At 68.7% G+C, this 17,223-nt stretch carries 17 protein-coding genes; 9 read left to right on the top strand and 8 right to left on the bottom strand.

Going from position 1 to position 17,223, the window contains the following annotated elements; all coding sequences use genetic code 11:
* Window positions 1–8: 8 nt before the first annotated feature.
* Together ACFV9C_RS01620 and ACFV9C_RS01615 are read left to right on the top strand one after the other, a co-directional pair.
* Entirely contained in the window at window positions 9–1,430 is a 1,422-nt protein-coding gene (locus ACFV9C_RS01620) for a CCA tRNA nucleotidyltransferase (RefSeq protein ID WP_380190872.1), read from the top strand.
* Between the two features lie 106 nt (window positions 1,431–1,536).
* A complete protein-coding gene (locus ACFV9C_RS01615; RefSeq protein ID WP_380189906.1) occupies window positions 1,537–2,133 on the top strand; it encodes a Uma2 family endonuclease in 597 nt (198 codons plus the stop codon).
* Window position 2,134: 1 nt separating this feature from the next.
* On the opposite strand, the gene ACFV9C_RS01610 is transcribed toward ACFV9C_RS01615, so the two are convergent.
* Window positions 2,135–2,500, bottom strand: a complete 366-nt coding sequence (locus ACFV9C_RS01610) for a hypothetical protein (protein WP_380189904.1) — start codon at window positions 2,498–2,500, stop codon at window positions 2,135–2,137.
* 18 nt (window positions 2,501–2,518) lie between these two features.
* Here ACFV9C_RS01610 and ACFV9C_RS01605 point away from each other — a divergent pair, with 18 nt between their 5' ends.
* Window positions 2,519–3,130: a hypothetical protein gene (locus ACFV9C_RS01605; protein WP_380189902.1), complete on the top strand. Its 612-nt coding sequence runs from the start codon at window positions 2,519–2,521 to the stop codon at window positions 3,128–3,130.
* Here the strand turns inward: ACFV9C_RS01605 and ACFV9C_RS01600 are convergent.
* The 3 genes from ACFV9C_RS01600 to ACFV9C_RS01590 form a co-directional block, all read right to left on the bottom strand.
* Window positions 3,127–3,576: a GNAT family N-acetyltransferase gene (locus ACFV9C_RS01600; RefSeq protein ID WP_380189900.1), complete on the bottom strand. Its 450-nt coding sequence runs from the start codon at window positions 3,574–3,576 to the stop codon at window positions 3,127–3,129. The genes ACFV9C_RS01605 and ACFV9C_RS01600 overlap by 4 nt on opposite strands.
* Before the next feature lie 75 nt (window positions 3,577–3,651).
* Complete coding sequence (locus tag ACFV9C_RS01595; protein WP_380189898.1) at window positions 3,652–4,335, bottom strand: Type 1 glutamine amidotransferase-like domain-containing protein; 684 nt, start codon at window positions 4,333–4,335, stop codon at window positions 3,652–3,654.
* A 50-nt stretch (window positions 4,336–4,385) separates the two neighbouring features.
* On the bottom strand, window positions 4,386–6,281 hold the full coding sequence (locus tag ACFV9C_RS01590) for a discoidin domain-containing protein (protein WP_380189896.1): 1,896 nt from the start codon (window positions 6,279–6,281) through the stop codon (window positions 4,386–4,388).
* A gap of 115 nt (window positions 6,282–6,396) precedes the next feature.
* Between ACFV9C_RS01590 and ACFV9C_RS01585 the strand changes: the two genes are divergently transcribed.
* The gene (locus tag ACFV9C_RS01585; protein ID WP_380189894.1) at window positions 6,397–7,425 is read left to right on the top strand and encodes a LacI family DNA-binding transcriptional regulator; all 1,029 of its coding nucleotides are present in this window, start codon (window positions 6,397–6,399) and stop codon (window positions 7,423–7,425) included.
* Here the strand turns inward: ACFV9C_RS01585 and ACFV9C_RS01580 are convergent.
* From ACFV9C_RS01580 to ACFV9C_RS01570, 3 genes are read right to left on the bottom strand one after another with little or no spacing between them, the layout of a single operon-like run.
* Entirely contained in the window at window positions 7,422–8,609 is a 1,188-nt protein-coding gene (locus ACFV9C_RS01580; protein WP_380189892.1) for an RNA polymerase sigma factor, read from the bottom strand. The two genes, ACFV9C_RS01585 and ACFV9C_RS01580, sit on opposite strands and share 4 nt — an antisense overlap.
* Window positions 8,610–8,611: 2 nt before the next feature.
* Window positions 8,612–8,989, bottom strand: coding sequence for a YciI family protein (locus ACFV9C_RS01575; protein WP_380189890.1), 378 nt, complete (start codon window positions 8,987–8,989; stop codon window positions 8,612–8,614).
* A 13-nt stretch (window positions 8,990–9,002) separates the two neighbouring features.
* Window positions 9,003–9,413 (bottom strand): hypothetical protein, encoded by a 411-nt coding sequence (locus ACFV9C_RS01570; protein ID WP_380189888.1) that lies wholly within the window; start codon window positions 9,411–9,413, stop codon window positions 9,003–9,005.
* A gap of 133 nt (window positions 9,414–9,546) precedes the next feature.
* On the opposite strand from ACFV9C_RS01570, the gene ACFV9C_RS01565 reads away from it, so the two are divergent.
* The gene (locus ACFV9C_RS01565) at window positions 9,547–11,004 is read left to right on the top strand and encodes a M81 family metallopeptidase (RefSeq protein WP_380189886.1); all 1,458 of its coding nucleotides are present in this window, start codon (window positions 9,547–9,549) and stop codon (window positions 11,002–11,004) included.
* 357 nt (window positions 11,005–11,361) lie between these two features.
* Window positions 11,362–13,482 carry a hypothetical protein gene (locus ACFV9C_RS01560; protein ID WP_380189884.1) on the top strand — a complete coding sequence of 707 codons (2,121 nt, stop codon included), beginning with the start codon at window positions 11,362–11,364 and terminating at the stop codon, window positions 13,480–13,482.
* Between the two features lie 39 nt (window positions 13,483–13,521).
* Here ACFV9C_RS01560 and ACFV9C_RS01555 read toward each other — a convergent pair whose 3' ends face one another.
* A complete protein-coding gene (locus tag ACFV9C_RS01555) occupies window positions 13,522–14,109 on the bottom strand; it encodes a TetR/AcrR family transcriptional regulator (RefSeq protein ID WP_380189881.1) in 588 nt (195 codons plus the stop codon).
* Between the two features lie 56 nt (window positions 14,110–14,165).
* Here ACFV9C_RS01555 and ACFV9C_RS01550 point away from each other — a divergent pair, with 56 nt between their 5' ends.
* Genes ACFV9C_RS01550 through ACFV9C_RS01540 form a run of 3 tightly spaced genes read left to right on the top strand, consistent with a single transcriptional unit; the run spans window position 14,166 to window position 17,222 of the window.
* The gene (locus ACFV9C_RS01550) at window positions 14,166–15,407 is read left to right on the top strand and encodes an acyl-CoA dehydrogenase family protein (RefSeq protein WP_380189879.1); all 1,242 of its coding nucleotides are present in this window, start codon (window positions 14,166–14,168) and stop codon (window positions 15,405–15,407) included.
* Window positions 15,404–16,180, top strand: a complete 777-nt coding sequence (locus tag ACFV9C_RS01545; RefSeq protein ID WP_380189877.1) for an SDR family NAD(P)-dependent oxidoreductase — start codon at window positions 15,404–15,406, stop codon at window positions 16,178–16,180. Before ACFV9C_RS01550 ends, ACFV9C_RS01545 begins: the two co-directional genes overlap by 4 nt.
* Window positions 16,173–17,222, top strand: a complete 1,050-nt coding sequence (locus ACFV9C_RS01540) for a phosphotransferase family protein (protein WP_380189875.1) — start codon at window positions 16,173–16,175, stop codon at window positions 17,220–17,222. The genes ACFV9C_RS01545 and ACFV9C_RS01540 overlap by 8 nt, the downstream gene beginning before the upstream one ends.
* Window position 17,223: the final 1 nt, after the last annotated feature.

Genomic DNA, 17,223 nt, shown 5'->3' with positions numbered 1-17,223 from the left:
CCGGATCGTTGTCCGGCGTCCAGCGGCGCGCCGTCCAGGCCCTGCTGGAACTCGCTCCCGTCGTCGACGAACTGGGCTCCCGGTTCGCCGCCGCAGGCCACGAGATCGCCCTGGTCGGCGGTCCTGTCCGGGACATTCTCCTCGGCCGGGGGAGCAAGGATCTCGACTTCACCACGTCAGCACACCCCGACGTGATCGAGCGGTTGCTGTCCGGCTGGGCGGACCACGTGTGGGACATCGGCAAGGCGTTCGGCACCATCGGCAGTCGCAAGGGGGATTGGGTCCTCGAGGTCACGACGTACAGGTCGGAGACCTACGATCCCACCTCGCGCAAACCGGAGGTGGCCTACGGCGACAGCCTGGAGGGCGACCTGGCCCGCCGGGACTTCGCGATGAACGCGATGGCGGTGCGGCTGCCGTCCCGGCAGTTCGTCGACCCGTACGGCGGGATCGAGGACGTCGCGAACAAGCGGATCCGGACTCCCGGTACGCCGGAGGACTCGTTCAGTGACGACCCGCTGCGGATGATGCGGGCGGCCCGGTTCGCGGCCCAGCTCGGCTTCACGCCGGACCCGGCCGTGGTGACCGCGATGCGGGCGATGGCCGACCGGATCACGATCGTGTCCGCGGAACGGGTCCGCGACGAGCTGGAGAAGCTGATCTGCGCCGACCACCCGCGGATCGGGCTCGACCTGCTGGTCTCCACCGGGCTGGCCAAGCACGTGCTGCCGGAGCTGCCGGCGCTGCTGGAGACGGCCGACGAGCACCAGCGGCACAAGGATGTGTACCAGCACTCGCTCACCGTCCTCGATCAGGCCATCGATCTGGAATCCCGTCTGTCTGTTCCGACGCCCGATTTCGTCGTTCGGTTCGCCGCGCTGATCCACGACATCGGGAAACCGAAGACCCGCCGGTTCGAGGACGGCGGCAAGGTGACGTTCCACCACCACGACGTCAAGGGCGCGAAGATGGCCCGGAAGCGGATGAAGGCGCTGCGCTTCAGCAACGAGCAGATCGACCAGGTCAGCAAGCTGATCGAGCTGCACCTGCGCTTCCACGGGTACGGCGAGGGCGAGTGGACCGACTCCGCCGTACGCCGCTACGTCCGCGACGCCGGCGACCAGCTCGAGCGCCTGCACGTCCTCACCCGCGCCGACTGCACGACCCGTAACCGCCGCAAGGCCGAGTCCCTGCGGGCCGCGTACGACGACCTCGAGGCCCGCATCGACCGCCTCAAGGAACAGGAGGAGCTCGACGCCCTCCGCCCGGACCTCGACGGCAACCAGATCATGCAGATCCTCGGCATCCCCCCGGGCCGCGAGGTCGGCGAGGCCTACAAGTTCCTGATGAACCTCCGCCTCGACGAGGGCCCCCTCAGCGAGCCCCAAGCCCGCGAAGCCCTCCTCCACTGGTGGTCCGAGCGTTCCTGACAGAGGTTCTCCACAGCTGTCATTTCTTCGCGGAACCGAGACCTGAAACACGTATTCTCTGTGTGTGCCGGGGCGTGTACCAAGCACCCAGAAAGCAGGTATCTCGATGACCGAGTCGCTCTCTCATTTCGGACCGTGGACCACGGCCGATCTCGCCGGTCTGCCCGATGACGGGCAGCGCTACGAGATCATCGATGGGAGTTTGCTGGTGACACCAGCACCGGCGCCACGGCATCAGTTGGTGGCTGGACGGCTTTCGGTGTTCCTCCGCGAGGCAGCGCCGGCAGGAGCCGACGTTGTGGAGGGGACCAATGTGCAGCTGAACACAGGACGGCTGCTTGTTCCGGATGTCATTGTCGCCCAGTCGGCCGCCCTGCTCACCGCAGCCGTAGCGTTGCGGCCCGAGGATGTGCACCTCGTGGTCGAGGTGGTTTCGCCGTCGAACGCCGCGATGGACCGAGTGTTCAAGCCTCAGTTGTACGCGGCGGCAGGCATCGGGTGGATGTGGCGGGTCGAGCTCGAGCCGGAAGGCGTCCAGATCGTAGTAGTCGACCTGAGATCGGGGTCGCCGGTTGTTCACGCGCGTTCGACCGACGTGCTCGAGGTCGATGCGCCGTTCGCCGTGGAGATCCCGGTCGCTCGTCTGCTGGCCAGCCGCGCTGCGTTGTGGGGCGACCATTCGGCTGCCGACCTCCAGAGCTGAGTCAGATCGGCTGCGTGGTGACTGCTGCGTATGCCTTGGCGATCGCATTGGCTGACTCAGGGTGATACTCGTAGGTCACGTCATTGACTGAGGCGACCGGGAGGGCTGGGTCGGTGGAGTTGGTGAGGTAGGCGGCGTCGTAGGTGGTCAGGTCGGCGCGGAGGTCGGCGCGGACGCGGTCGGCGGGGAGCGGGCGGTCGAAGAGCTCGTGGGTACTGCGGTCCAGTCGTTCGAAGTGCAGGTCGAGGCCGTCGACGTGACCGTCGCGGACCTGCAGCGAGGTGAAGTGGCCGAAACTGGTTGCGCGTAGCAACCTCGGGTCGACCGTCGGCAACCGGGCGCCGTCCAGCAGCAGGAACTCGTTCACGCGCATTAGTCTCCCGCTGTGGACGTGTGGAGTGTCATCGGGTGGGGCGGGTCGGCGCTCGTCGTGCTGTCGTTGCTGCAGACGCGGATCCTGCGGCTGCGGGTGCTGAACCTGATCGGCTGCGTGATCCTGGTCGCGTTCAACGCGGTCGTCGGGGTTTGGCCGATGGTCGGGATGAACGCCGTACTCGCGGTCATCAACGTCGTACATCTGTGGCGGCTGCTGCGGCACCGGCACGACGAGACGGCGTACGAGGTGCTGCAGGTGAGCGACGGGGACGCGTACCTCGGGTTCGTCCTCGAGCGGCATCGGAAGGACATCAGCCGGTTCAACCCCGGCTTCGCGGTCGGGGCGAGCCCGTACGCGTTCCTGGTGCAGCACGGCGACCGGACCGTCGGTGTGGTCCTCGCGCACGACGCCGGCAGCGGGCGCGCGCAGATCGACCTCGACTACGTGGTGCCGAAGTACCGCGACTTCACGCCGGGCGAGTTCGTGTACCGGCGCAGCGACGTGTTCACCGAGCAGGGCTTCCGGCAGGTGATCGCACCGCCGCGGATGCGCGACTCGTCGACGTACTTGAAGAACCTCGGCTTCCGCCGCGAGGGCGACGACCTGGTGCTGAACCTCTAGAGATCCTTCGCGAAGCAGGTCGAGGCGGCGGAGTTCTCGAACGGCGGGTACGGCGGCGTTGGGCGGTACCCGTGGTTCGTGTAGAGCGCGATCGCCTCGACCTGCTGCCGCCCGGTCTCCAGCCGGAGCGTGGTGAGACCGCTGGACCTGGCCTGGGACTCGACCGCGTCCAGCAGGACCCGCGACAGTCCCCAACCGCGGGCGGCCGGGGCGACGTACATCCGTTTGATCTCCCCGAGCCCGGCGGCGACCGGCTGGAGCCCGACGCAGCCTGCCGCGGTCCCGTCCAGTGTCAGCACGGTGAAGCTGATGTCAGGATGGAGCCCGACCAGCGGCTGGTCCTCGCCGTACATCCCGGCCAGTTCGGCCTGCTGGGCGGCGGTGAGCGCCAGTACGTCGGGATCCGTCGGCGCGGCAGCGCGCAGTTCCACTCCCTCGATCACCATGCCGCCGGACGGTAGCAACCTGGCATGACGCTGCTGTTTCCGTTTCCTCTCGCACCGACCGAAGGGGCGTGAGCGTCAGGCGCCGAACAGCTTCCACTCGCCTTCGCTGATCACCTCGACGGTGCCGTCGACGACCTTGATCGCGGTGTCGTCGTCGATCGCGTACGTCGGCACCGGGATGCCGGCTGCCCACTTCCCGATGTTCTCCGGGGTGGTGTCCGCCATGTCCGGGTGCCCGAGGTGCGGGTACAGCGTGAAGTCGACCAGCCCGAGCGCCCGCTCGGCACCTTCCCCCATGTCGCTGCCCGGCGGCACGAACTCCAGGTCGAACTCCGCGTCGCAGTTGTACGGCGTCACCGCGATGCTCCCGGCGCTCACCCCGACGTACACCGAGGTCAGTGAGGGCAGGAGGTCCGCGAGACCGGACTGCCGCATCCAGTACGTCAGGTACAGAACGTCGCCGCCCCACACCAGCAGCGCGTCGGCCTCGCGCACCGTGGGGACCCAGCTCTCCTCCCGGATGGTCGGCAGCGCCGTGAGCTCCAGCACGCTCAAGGACTTCCAGCCCAGGTCGCACAACGGACCCTTGGCGTTCCCGGAGATCGCCCGCCACGCCTGGGCGCCGCCGCCGGGGAACGGGTAGATCGCGGTCGGGACGATCAGCGCGTCGCACTCCGCGATCGGCTTGCCCAGCAGCTCGACGAGCGCGTCGGAGATGCTCTGGTTGCGGATGCCGGAGGACGTCAGCAGGAACTTCATGACGGGACGTTATCCCCAGTTCCGGTGATCGCGACAGAGCAGCTGGAGGATCACCTGTAGACCCGCAGATCCGCGAGACTCCACCAGTTGCCAGCACTCCCGGTCTGCGTGACCCGGATGTACCGCGCATGCGTCGGCCGGAAGGTCACCGTCGTCAGTTGACTGCTCGATGCTCCACTCGACACCGTCTGCCAGCTACTCCCATCGTTGCTCACGGCAACGTCGTAGTCACGTGCGTAGTCACCGGCATTCCCACCACTGTCCAAGGCGACCTGACGGAACGTCTGCGCCTTCCCGAGATCCACCTGCACCCACTGCCCAGGCGTCTGCGCGGCCTTGCTCTGCCACACCGTCGACCCGTCCTGATCGATCAGCAGCCCGGCATCAGCGGCGTTGTCGCTCGCGGTCGCCGCCACCGCCGTCAGCTCCTGCGGTACGTCGCCCGCCGTCCGGCCCCAGGTGTACGTCGCGATCGCACCACCAGGCAGCTCGTACTCGAACGACTGGCCACCGACCGCGACCGCGAACGCCCGCGGATCGTCGTTCTCGTTGTGTACGACGAGCGCCGTCGTACCGTCCGGGTTGCGGAACGCCGCGGACATCAGCTGCCCGTTCCATCCCGTCGTCCCGTACGACGTACTCCCGATTCGCACCGCGCCCGGCCGCACGAACTTCGACAGGTGCCCGATCGTGTAGTACTCCGCATCGGTCGTGACTGCCCCGTCCGGCTGCAGCGTCACGAGACCGGTGCACGTGTCGCAGCCGCCGAGGTGCGGGCCGCCGGTCGAGTCGAGCGCGAGGTTCCAGTTCACGACCGACTTCGCCCAGTTGCGCGTCGTACCGATCATCAGCGTCCGCGCGTGCCAGGTGAGCGTGCCGCGGAAGATCTGCTGCGGCGTGTCGTTCGGGCCGTGCGAGCCGGAGCACTCGGTGAACCAGATCCCCTTGGTGGGGAACGCGTTGTGCAGGTCGGTCTGCTTCGACGGATCGCCGGAGTAGCAGTGGTACGCCGTACCCGCGAGCCACTTCGCCGCGGACGACTGCAGCAGCTTGTACGGGTAGTCGGTCTCCGGGTCCTCGCCGGGCGGGGTGGACGCGACGTCGCCGGGGTGGGTCGTCCAGTTGTGGTCGTAGCCGAGGATCTTGGTCCGCGGGCTGACCTTCCGCAGCAGCGGCCCGAGCGCGTTGATGACCGCGGCCTCCTGGCGGACCGGCATGTCGGTGCCGGGGTATCCGCTGGGCTTGCGGTTCTGCGGCTCGTTCTGGATCGACAGGTAGTCGACCGGTACGCCGGCCTGCGCGTACACCTGCACGAACTTCACCAGGTAGCGCGCGTACGCGTCGTACACCTTCGGGTCGTCCTTCAGCCGGCCGCCGACGAGCGAGTCACCGGTCTTCATCCAGGCCGGCGGGCTCCACGGCGTCGCCATCACCGCGAGCTGTGGATTGAGCTGCTTGGCGCGCCGGAGCAGCGGCAGCACCTGCTGCTCGTCGTGCGCGACGCTGAAGTGCTGCAGGCCGAAGTCCGTCTGGCCCGCCGGTACGTCGTCGTACGTGTAGTGCTCGCTCGCGGCCGTGAAGTCGGACGAGCCGACAGGCTGCCGCAGGAAGCTGACGCCGATGCCCTCCTTCGGGTCGAACAGCTTCCGCATCGTTTGCTCACGGACGGCCGGGCTCAGCCGGTACAGCACCGCGGCGGCCGAGTCGGTCAGCGCGGCACCGAAGCCGTCCATGGTCTGGTACGTCGTCCGCGGGTCGACCGTGATCGTGGTCCGGTCGCTCGCGCCGTCGTGGAACGAGACCGGCGCACGCTCGTGCAGCAGTTCGGCGCGGTCCGGTGTGGTGACCCAGACGCTGACCTGGGTCGTCGGGGGATGGGCCTGGGCGGGACCGGTGAGTGACGCCACCGTGAGAGCAAGGGCGACGCCGAAGGCGGGTGTTCTCATCGCACTCCTCGACAGGATGTAACAAACGGCCTCAGGAAACGACCGCAGTCGACCACTGTCAACCTCTGGGAGCGGTGTTCTAGAGTGCTGAGCGTGAAACAAGGCGATGTAACAAATGCCGCGCGCTAGGGCGACCATGCGCGACGTCGCGGCGGCCGCCGGCGTCTCGCTCGCGACCGTCTCGCGCGTGGTCAACCAGGCGGCCGGCATCTCGCCGGAGGCTCGGCGGCTGGTGGAGCAGGCGATCGAGGAGCTCGGGCTGCCCGCGCCCGTCCCCCGGGGTGGTACGCCGAAACCGGTCGAGGGCGCCGTCTACGTCCGCTGCCCGTACGTCCTCACCGACTACTTCGGCCTGATCGTCTCCTCGATCGCCGAGACGCTCGAACAGCACGGCCGCCAGGTCGTCCTCAGCGCGGGTGAGGCCACCGTCCGCGATCCCGTCCTGACCCGGCTGGCCTCCCGCCGGAACATCGGCGGCGCGATCCTGATCCTCCCGCCGGAGCCGAGCGAGGAGCTGGTCCGGCTGAGTTCCCGCCGGTTCCCGTTCGTGGTCGTCGATCCGCGGACGGCGCTCCCGCGCGACATCCCGTCCGTCTCGGCCGCCCACCACTCCGGCGCCCGCCAACTGACCGCCCACCTGACGGGCCTCGGTCACACCCGTATCGGCGTCATCGCCGGCCCCCGCGAATGGCTGGCCGCCGACGCCCGCCTCAGCGGCCACTCCGCCGCACTCGCCGACGCCGGCATCCTCCCCGATCCGTCGCTCGTCCGCCACGACCAGCCCACCACGCTCCATGGCTACCGGGCGGCCCGCGAACTCCTGACCCTCGACCCACGCTCGACCGCTCTCGTCGCCTTCAACGACAAGGCCGCGATCGGCGCGCTGCAAGCCGCCGCCGAGCTCGGCCTGACCGTCCCCGACGACCTGTCGATCACCGGGTTCGACGACCTCGACCTGAGCCGGGCGACCACACCCCAACTGACCACCGTCCGCCAACCCCTGCAGGAGATGGGCCGGATGGCCGTCAGCCTCCTGACCCGCCTGCTCGACCGTCACACACTCGAGGCGCTGCACGTCGAACTCGCCACCGAGCTCGTCGTTCGAGGCTCGACCGGCGCGGCACGTCGAGCGACCGCGGGCTAGCCCTCGCGGAGACGGCTGGCGCGGCCGCGCAGGTACCGCTGTTCGGCCGTGTTCGTGGCCAGCTTGGCTGCGTCGAGGTAAGCGCCGACAGCCTGCTCGGCGTCGCCGCGCAGCTCGAGTAGATGCGCCCGTACTGCGTGGTACCGGTGGCTACGGGTCGCCCGAGGGTCGGTGGATAGCGTGTCGAGGAGAACGAGACCCGCGTCGGGTCCATGGACCATCGCGGTCGCGACCGCACGGTTCAGCCGGACGACCGGGCCCTGCAGCAGCGGTTCTAGCAAGTTGTACAGGGCAAGGATCTGCCGCCAGTCGGTGGCCGCGGCGGTCGCTGCCTCGCTGTGTACGGCGGCGATCGCGGCCTGCAACTGGTACGGGCCGAGCGTCGTCGTCCGCATCGCCCAGGTGATCAACTCGGTGCCTTCGGCAATCGCCGTCCGGTCCCACCGCGACCGGTCCTGCTGATCGAGCGGAACGAGCGATCCGTCGGGCGCGGTCCGCGCCGTACGTCGCGCCTCGGTCAGCAACATCAAGGCGAGCAGACCGGCCACCTCACCGTCGTCCGGCAACAGGTCCCGGAGCATCCGCGCGAGCCGGATCGCCTCCTGCGCAAGGTCGACCCGCCCGAGCTCGGCCCCCGCGGTACTCGTGTGGCCCTCGGTGAAGATCAGGTACAGGACCTGGAGCACCGGGTCCCAGCCCTGGTCCGAGTCCGGTCTCCGGAACGGCCGCCCGCGGAGCTTCTGCTTGGCGCGACTGATCCGCTGCCCGATCGTTGCCTCCGGCGTGAGCAGGGCCGCGGCGATCTCGCCGGTCGTGAGACCACCGACCGCGCGCAGTGTCAGCGGAAGCTGCGAGGCGATCGGCAGGTCCGGATGGCAGCACAGGAACAGCACGGTCAGCGAGTCGTCGGCGTCGCTCACCGGTGCCGGCGCGAGGTCCGGCGTACGGACGATGTCCTCGCGCCGCCGGCGGGCCTCCTCGTTGCGGAGCAGGTCGATCAGCCGCCGCGAGGCGACCCGGATGAGCCACGTGCGCGGCTCGTCCGGGACGCCCTGCTTCGGCCACTGCTCCGCTGCGACCAGGAGAGCCTCCTGTACGGCGTCCTCACACGTCTCGAAGTGCCCGTACCGGCGAACCAGTGCGCCGAGCACCTGCGGCGTGAGGCTCCGCAACAGGTCGTCCATCGTCAGCTGTCCGGCCGGATGTCCTCGGGCCCGGCCATGATCGGCCGTACTTCGACGGTGTCGCCGACCGCGTCGACGATCCGGGCAGCGATCGCCATCACCCGGTCGTGGCTGTCGCAGTCGACGATCGCGAAGCTGGCCAGCACCTCCTTGGACTCCGCGAACGGCCCCTCACTCGCGACCGGTCCGGCGTCGGTCCGGCGTACCGTCCGGCTCAGGGCCGGATGCGCCAGCCCTTCGGTGCCGAGCAGTTCGCCGCTCGCGGTCAGCTCCGCCGCGAGGTCCTCGTAGAACTTGCACATCGCGATGAACTCCGGGCTGTTCACGTCCACCGTGTCCCAGCCCGACTGGTCGCCGTAGGCAAGCAGCAGGTACTTCATCGGTGCCTCCTCGTCAGGCCGCGGTGCGGACCATCGTCGCGTGGTACCCGCCACCCGGGTACACCCAGTCTCCGGTGAGCCGGTCTCCGCCGTCGGAGAAGGCGCCCTTGAAGTACCCCGGCGAGCCCTTGAACCCGCCCCAGATGGTGAGTTCGTCACCGTCCAGTTCGTAGACGTAGTCGAGCGTGTTGCCGTCCGCGTCGTACACCCGGGACTTCACCTCGGTGCCGCGTTCGCCGCCGAACGGGTGTTCGTAGCCGATGACCTCGGTCATCCGGACCTCGTGGCCGTCGTGGTCGAGCACGCCGCGCTGGACCAGGAAGTGTCCGCCGTCCAGCCATTCGAAGCTCGTCGTACCGGTCGCGCCGCCGGTGACCTGCCAGGTTCCGATCAGCCGGCCGAGTTGCTGCAGTTCGTTCGTCATGTTCCGTGTCCTCTCCGGTTGCTGCTTGGTGCTGCTACCTCGAAGCTGTCCGGCGGCTTTCGACAGCTCTACCTTGTCCAGATTTGACCCAGGGGGAGTGCGCGAAACGGCTCGGTTGTGGCAAGTTTTGGGCATGAACCTTCGGATCGGCATTGCCGGGATCGCCATCGAGTCCAGCACGTTCTCGCCGCACCGGGCCGGCCTGGCCGACTTCGACGTACGGCGCGGAGACCACCTGCTGGAGCGGTACACCGACTTCCTCGGGAAGGACTGGGCGCAGGGGATCGAATGGGTGCCGCTCGTGCACGCGCGCTCGCTGCCCGGCGGCGCGGTGCTGCCGGAGGTGTACGACGACCTGTCGGCGGAGATCATCACCCGCCTGAAGGACGCCGGCGAGCTGGACGGGTTCTTCTTCGACATCCACGGCGCGATGAGCGTCGTCGGACGGCAGGACGCGGAGGCGGACCTCGCCACCCGGATCCGCGACGTGCTCGGTCCCGACGTACTCGTCTCAGCCTCGATGGACCTGCACGGCAACGTCTCGCGCGAGCTCGGTACGGCGGTCGATCTGATCACGTGCTACCGGATGGCGCCGCACGAGGACGCGATGGAGAGCCGCGAGCGGGCGCTGCGGAACCTCGTCGAGCGGCTGCGCTCCGGGGCCGGGAAGCCCGGGAAGGCGTGGATCCAGGTGCCGGTACTGCTGCCCGGCGAGAAGACGTCGACACGGCTCGAGCCGGCGAAGTCGATCTACCACCGGGTCGCCGAGATCGCGGACGAGCCCGGCGTACTGGATGCGGCCGTCTGGGTCGGGTACGCGTGGGCGGACGAGCCGCGCTGCCGGGCCGCGGTCGTGGTCACGGGTGACGACACCGAGCTGATCACCGCGCGGGCGAACGAGTTGGCGAAGGCGTATTGGGACGCCCGGGACGGGTTCGCGTTCGTGGCACCGACCGGGACGCTGGACGAATGCGTCACGGCCGGTCTCGCCAGCAGCGCGCGCCCGTTCCTGATCAGCGACTCCGGTGACAACCCGACCGCGGGCGGCGCCGGCGACGTGTCCTGGACGCTCGGCGAACTGTTGAAGGTCGACGACCTCACCTCCGGCAAGGCCACCGCGATCCACGCCAGCATCACCGATCCGGACGCGGTCGCCGCCTGCGTGGCCGCCGGCGTCGGCAACCCGGTCGAGGTCACCGCGGGTGGCAAGGTCGACCCCGGCCCGGCCGGACCGGTCGCGCTCGCCGGCACCGTGTTCTCGATCTCCGAGGACCCGGTCGGCGGCACCGTCGCGGTGGTCAAGGCCGGCGGCCTGCACTCGATCCTGACCAGCCGCCGCAAGCCGTACCACCACCTCGCCGACTTCACGCTCCTCGGCCTGGATCCCGCGAAGACCGACCTCGTCATCGTCAAGATCGGCTACCTCGAGCCGGAGCTCTACAACCTCGCCGCCGACTGGCTGCTCGCCCTCACCCCGGGCGGCGTCGACCAGGACCTGCTGCGCCTCGGGCACCACGGCGTACTGCGCCCACTGTTCCCGTTCGACCCGGAGATGGCCGACCCGGACCTGACGCCGGAGTTGTTGCCCTGAGCGCTGGCTAGCGACCGAGGCGCGGGTGTAGCGTCATAACGCCTCGTGATCGTGGTGCTGGGGGTAGCGCTTACGTGGGCGACGCTGATCGTTACGGAGCGTCGCCGGGGGTGGGGGCCCGACGCCGACGGCGTTCCAGGCGGGGGGACCCATGGTTCGTCGACGGCGGTACGTCGCCGCGCGTGGTCCGCCGGTTCACGGCGTACCAACGGCCGAACCCCGGCACGCCCTTGCCGGGAAGTCGCCTGCCGACGTCCTGCCTGAGCGCAGGACGATGCCGCGTCCCCCGACTGGTGGGGCAGCCCTTGGATACGGCCGCATCACCATCTCCGTGCTCCACAGCGGAAGGGCACAACCGTGACTTCGCGAAGCACGTCGCAGCCGCTCCGGCGCCTGCGGCGACCCCTGATATTCGCGTCCACCGCGGCGTTGCTGCTGGCCATGACACCGGCCGCCGACGCCAATCTGGCGGGCAGCACCTTCGAAGGAAACGACGGCAACATGGTCGTCAACACGTCCGGGAACACCGACTGGGTGAACGCCCCGAACCGGGTCCGCGGCGACGATCTGGCCAGCGGGTCGACGGACAACGCGTTCGGCCAGGGCACCAAGGAGGACGACCCGAGCATCTCCGTGGTCAACGGATCGATCCCGCCGAACAAGAGCGACCTCACCCGCTTCTACGTCGGCAGTGAGACCGCCGGCGGCAACGTCTACCTGTATCTGGCCTGGGAGCGGTCCAACGTACTCGGCTCGGCCAACATGGACTTCGAGATCAACCAACTCGCCCAGCCCAACCTGACCACCACCGGTGCGAAGACGCTGAACCGCAAGGCCGGCGACATTCTGATCACCTTCGACTTCACCAACGGCGGCGGCAACCCGGTGCTCGGTCTGCTCCGCTGGGTGACCACGGGCGCGAGCAGCCAGTGCTTCTCCGCGAACGCCGTACCGTGCTGGGGCAACCGGGTCAACCTGAGTGCCGCCGGCTTCGCCGAGGGCGCAGTCAACTCCGGGACGATCTCGGAGCCGATCGCCGGCGGCACCCTGGCCGGGCTGGAGTTCGGCGAGGCAGCGATCAACATGACCGCGGCCGGCATCTTCTCCTCGAACGTGTGCACCGCGTTCGGCAGCGCGTTCCTGAAGAGCCGTTCGTCGGCGTCGTTCCCGGCCGAGGTCAAGGACTTCGTCGCACCGCAGCCGGTGAACATCGCGAACTGCGGCAAGATCGTCATCCACAAGGTCACCGAGAACGGCGACGCGACGTTCGGCTACACCACCACCGGTGGTCTGAGCCCGGCGACGTTCAACCTGTCCAACGGCGGCACGCAGACGTACAGCGACGCGACCCAGGTCCAGGCAGGCAACTACAGCGTCACCGAGTCGACCGTACCGGCCGGCTGGACGTTAAAGAGTCTGGTCTGTACCGCGACAGGCGTGGGAACGAGTTACTCGGTCAGTGGTGCCACTACGAACATCACGATGGCACCTGAAGGTGTGGTCGACTGCACGTACACCAACCACATCAACGCTCATCCTTCGATCGCCACCACCCTGTCCGCGACGACGGTCGTCGTCGGCGGCTCCGTCCACGACTCGGCAACCCTGTCGAACGCGACCGCGAACGCCGGTGGAACGGTGACCTACACCGTCTACACCGACACAGCGTGCTCCACGGGCGCCCAGGGTGCGGGAACCGTGACGGTGACGAACGGCGGCGTACCGGACTCGAACGCGATCACCTTCAACTCGACCGGTGACTTCTACTGGCAGGCGGTGTACAGCGGCGACGCGAACAACGACTCCGCCACCAGTGCCTGCACCAGTGAGCATCTGGTCGTGACCAAGAAGTCGCCGTCGATCGCCACCACGCTGTCCGACACGACGGTCACGGTCGGCGGTACGGTGCACGACTCGGCGACGTTGTCCGGAGCAACGGCCAACGCCGGCGGGACAGTGACGTACACCGTCTACACCGACACGGCGTGCTCCGCCGGTGCGCAGGACGCGGGCACGGTGACCGTGGCGAACGGCGGCGTACCGGATTCGAACCCGATCACGTTCAACACGGCGGGCGACTTCTACTGGCAGGCCGTGTACAGCGGCGACCCCAACAACAACGGCGCGACGAGCGTGTGCACGAGTGAGCACCTTGTTGTCGCCAAGGCGAGCCCGGCGATGGCGACCGCTCCCAACGTGATCCCGAACGACGACGCCACGATCAGCGGCGCCTTCAGCCCGACCGGCTCGGTCACGTTCAAGCTGTTCGTCCCTTCCGACCTCACGTGTTCCGGCTCCGCGGCGTTCTCGCAGACCGTGACCGTGAACGGCAACGGCACCTACAGCACGTCCAACACGGCGTTCGTCGCGAGCACGCTCGGGACCTGGCGCTGGCTCGTCACCTACTCCGGTGACGCGAACAACAACCCAACCACGTCCGCCTGCGGCGTCGAGCGCTTCACGCTCGCCAACAGCTGACCTGACGGATCGGGGCCGGCCAGGCAGGTCGGCCCCGGTCTACAACTTCCGCAGTACGTGCAGGGCCTCGATCGCGTGGTCGACCAGGCGGCCCGGGCCGAAGGGACGGTCGTCTTCGGGGAGGCCTGACCATTCGATGGCCAGGTCTTCGGTGTACGACAGCCAGGCGTGGATGCGGAGGTACTCCGCCGACGTCGGCTCGTCGGCCACCTCGGGGGTGCCGAGGTACGTGAGGATCCGCTTGGTCAGGCCCGCGCGGGTCTCGTCGTACACCTCGACGGCGAAGTCGTCACCGCCCGCGGCGCCGCGGACGAACGAGATGTATGCCGTCCGGCGGCGTTCGATGAACGCGACGAACTGGGTCAGCATCTCGCGGAGCTGCTGCTCGGGGGCGAGGGAGGCGTCGGGCTTGGTGACCCGGAGCAGCCGGCGGCCGGCCGCGGAGATGACCGCGACGTAGTAGTCGCGCTTGCTCGGGAAGTAGTGGAACAGCAGCCCGCGGGAGATCCCGGCGGCGCTCGCGATCTCGTCGATCGACAGCTCGTGGATCGGTGTGGTGCGAAGCATCATCAGGCCGATCTTGACCAGTTGCTTCTTGCGGTCGTCCGCTGTCAGACGGTGTTCCATCTATTGAGCATTGCTTAGAGGCTGAGCTACGGTCAAGCCGAGGGAGAGGAGTCTTGATGGGGTTCGAACCTTCGGACCGGGCTCAGGAACTGATCGGGCGCGTGCAGACTTTCCTGCGTACCGAGATCGAGCCGGCCGAGGCAGAGCTGCACAGCGCGATCCGCGCCGCCGGAGACCCCTGGCAGCCCCAGCCGATCATGAAGGAACTCCAGGAGAAGGCCCGCGCGGCCGGCCTCTGGAACCTGTTCCTGCCGCCCGCCGAGCCGGGCAACGAGAAGTACGGCGAGGGCCTGAGCAACCTCGACTACGCCCCGATCGCGGAGCTCACCGGCCGGTCGTTCATCGCGCCGTACGTCTTCAACTGCAACGCCCCGGACACCGGCAACATGGAGGTGCTCCTCCGGTACGGCGACGACGAGCAGCGGAAGCGCTGGCTGGAACCGTTGCTGGACGGCACGATCCGGTCCGCGTTCTGCATGACCGAGCCGGACGTCGCGTCGTCCGACGCCACCAACATGGAGGCGACCGCGGTCGTCGACGGCGACGAGATCGTGCTGAACGGCCGCAAGTGGTGGAGCACCGGCGTCGGCCACCCGGACTGCCAGTTGCTGATCTTCATGGGCCTCACCGACCCCGAGGCGCACCGGTACGCGCGCCACACGATGGTGCTCGTACCGCGGGACGCGCCCGGCGTGAAGGTCGAACGCCTGCTGCCGACGATGAGCCGGTACGACGAACCGTACGGCCACGGCGAAGTCTCGTTCACCGAGGTGCGGGTGCCGGCCGCGAACATCCTGGTCGGACCGGGCAAGGCGTTCGAGATCGCCCAGGGCCGTCTCGGTCCGGGCCGCGTGCACCACTGCATGCGGCTGATCGGCCTGGCGGAGAAGGCGCTCGAGTTGGCGCTGCAGCGCGGTACCAGCCGGACCGCGTTCGGCAAGCCGCTCGTCAACCTGGGCGGCAACCGCGAGCGGATCGCCGAGGCGCGGATCGCGATCAACCAGGCGCGGTTGCTGGTGCTGCAGACGGCGTACCTGCTGGACACCCAGGGGCTGGCCGGGGCGTTGAGCGAGGTCAGTCAGATCAAGGTCGCGGTGCCGCGGATGGCGCAGGAGGTTGTCGACATGGCGATCCAGCTGCACGGCGGCGGTGGGCTGTCCGACGACTTCCCGCTCGCGGCCGCGTGGACGAGTGCGCGCGCGTTGCGGCTGGCCGACGGGCCGGACGAGGTGCATCGTGGGGTGATCGCCAGGATCGAGCTGGCGTCGTACCTGTCCGCCGTTCAGGAGGCCAAGTGAGTCGCGTCCTCGTCACCGGCGCCGCGAGCGGTCTCGGCGCGGCCCTGGTCGCCCGGTTCGTTGCCGACGGCCACCAGGTGCTCAGTACGGACATCGGCGCGGACGGCGCGGCGCCGTACCTGAAGCTCGACGTGCGGAACCCGGCGGACTGGGACACGGCGGTCGCCTGGTGCCAGGACAACTGGGGCGGCCTGGACATCCTGGTGAACAACGCCGGCATCGCGACCGGCGGGCGGATCGACGTCGAGACGCTCGACGAGTGGAACCGGGTCGTCGACATCAACCTGATGGGCGTGGTCCGCGGGTGCCGGGCGTTCGTCCCGCTGTTCAAGCGGCAGCGGTCCGGGTACATCGTGAACACCGCGTCCGCGGCCGGGCTCGTGCATCCGCCGATGATGAGCTCGTACAACACCGTGAAGGCCGGCGTGGTCGCGTTGTCGGAGACGCTGTCGCACGAGTTGCGCCCGTACGGCATCAACGTCTCCGTGGTGTGCCCGTCGTTCTTCCGGACGAACCTGGCCGACTCGATCCAGGGCGCGGACAGCGCGATGGGGGCGACCGCGCGGCAGCTGATCGAGAAGTCGCCGCGGTCCGCGGACGACATCGCGGCGGCGGTCGTTGCCGGGGTCGGCAAGAAGCAGCACCTGATCATCCCGGACCGGCCGGCCCGGGTCGCGTACCTGAGCAAGCGGTTCGCGCGGCCGCTGTACGACCGGCAGATGCGGAAGATCGCGGAACGGGCCCGGCAGCGGGCCGAGGCCAAGGATGGGTGATGGCGCGCGGGCCGTCCGCGACGAGGACGCGTTCGACGTACCGGCGGTCGACGCCTGGCTGCGGCAGCAGACCGTCCTGCCGGACGGCCTGCCGGAGGTCCAACAGTTCTCGGGTGGGGCGTCGAACCTCACCTATTTGCTGAGGTACGACGAGCACGACCTGATCCTGCGGCGCCCGCCGGCCGGTACGAAGGCCAAGGGCGCCCACGACATGGGCCGCGAGTTCCGCATCCAGAACGGGCTCAAGCCGGTCTACCGGTACGTCCCGGAGATGATTGCCCACTGCAACGACGAGTCGGTGATCGGCTCCGAGTTCTACGTGATGGAGCGGGTTGCCGGGACGATCCCCGGGCACCACCGGCTGGGGGTCGAGCTGACGCCGGCGCAGACGCGGCAACTCGGGTTCACGTTGATCGACACGCTCGTCGAGCTGCATGCCGTCGATCCTGCGGCCGCCGGTCTCGCGGATCTCGGCCGTGGTGCCGGGTACGTCGAGCGCCAGGTCAGCGGCTGGACCGAGCGCTACCGCAAGGCGAAGACGTGGAACGTGCCGAGCTACGAGCGCGTGATGGCCTGGCTCGCGGCGAACCAGCCTGTGGATATCCGGACCTGCGTTATCCACAACGACTTCCGGCTGGACAACGTCGTGCTGGCGCCGGACGACCCGTTGCGGGTGGTCGGCGTACTGGATTGGGAACTCGCCACGCTCGGGGATCCGTTGATGGACCTCGGCAGCGCGCTCGCGTACTGGGTGCAGGCCGACGACGACTGGGCGTTCCGCCGGTTCAAGCTGCAGCCGTCCGACGTACCGGGGATGCTGACCCGCGCGGAGATCGTCGACTACTACGTGAAGCAGTCGGGGGTGCCTGTGGACAACTGGGCGTTCTACGAGGTGTTCGGGCTGTTCCGGCTGGCGGTGATCGCGCAGCAGATCTACTACCGCTACCACCACAAGCAGACCCGGAACCCGCGGTTCAAGAACTTCTGGCTCCCGGTCAACCTGCTCGAGCGGCGCTGCCGCCGGATCATCCGGCAGGCGTAGG

The sequence above is a fragment of the Kribbella sp. NPDC059898 genome (assembly GCF_042730855.1).
Taxonomy (GTDB): domain Bacteria; phylum Actinomycetota; class Actinomycetes; order Propionibacteriales; family Kribbellaceae; genus Kribbella.
This window is presented reverse-complemented; position numbering and strand designations above follow the sequence as displayed.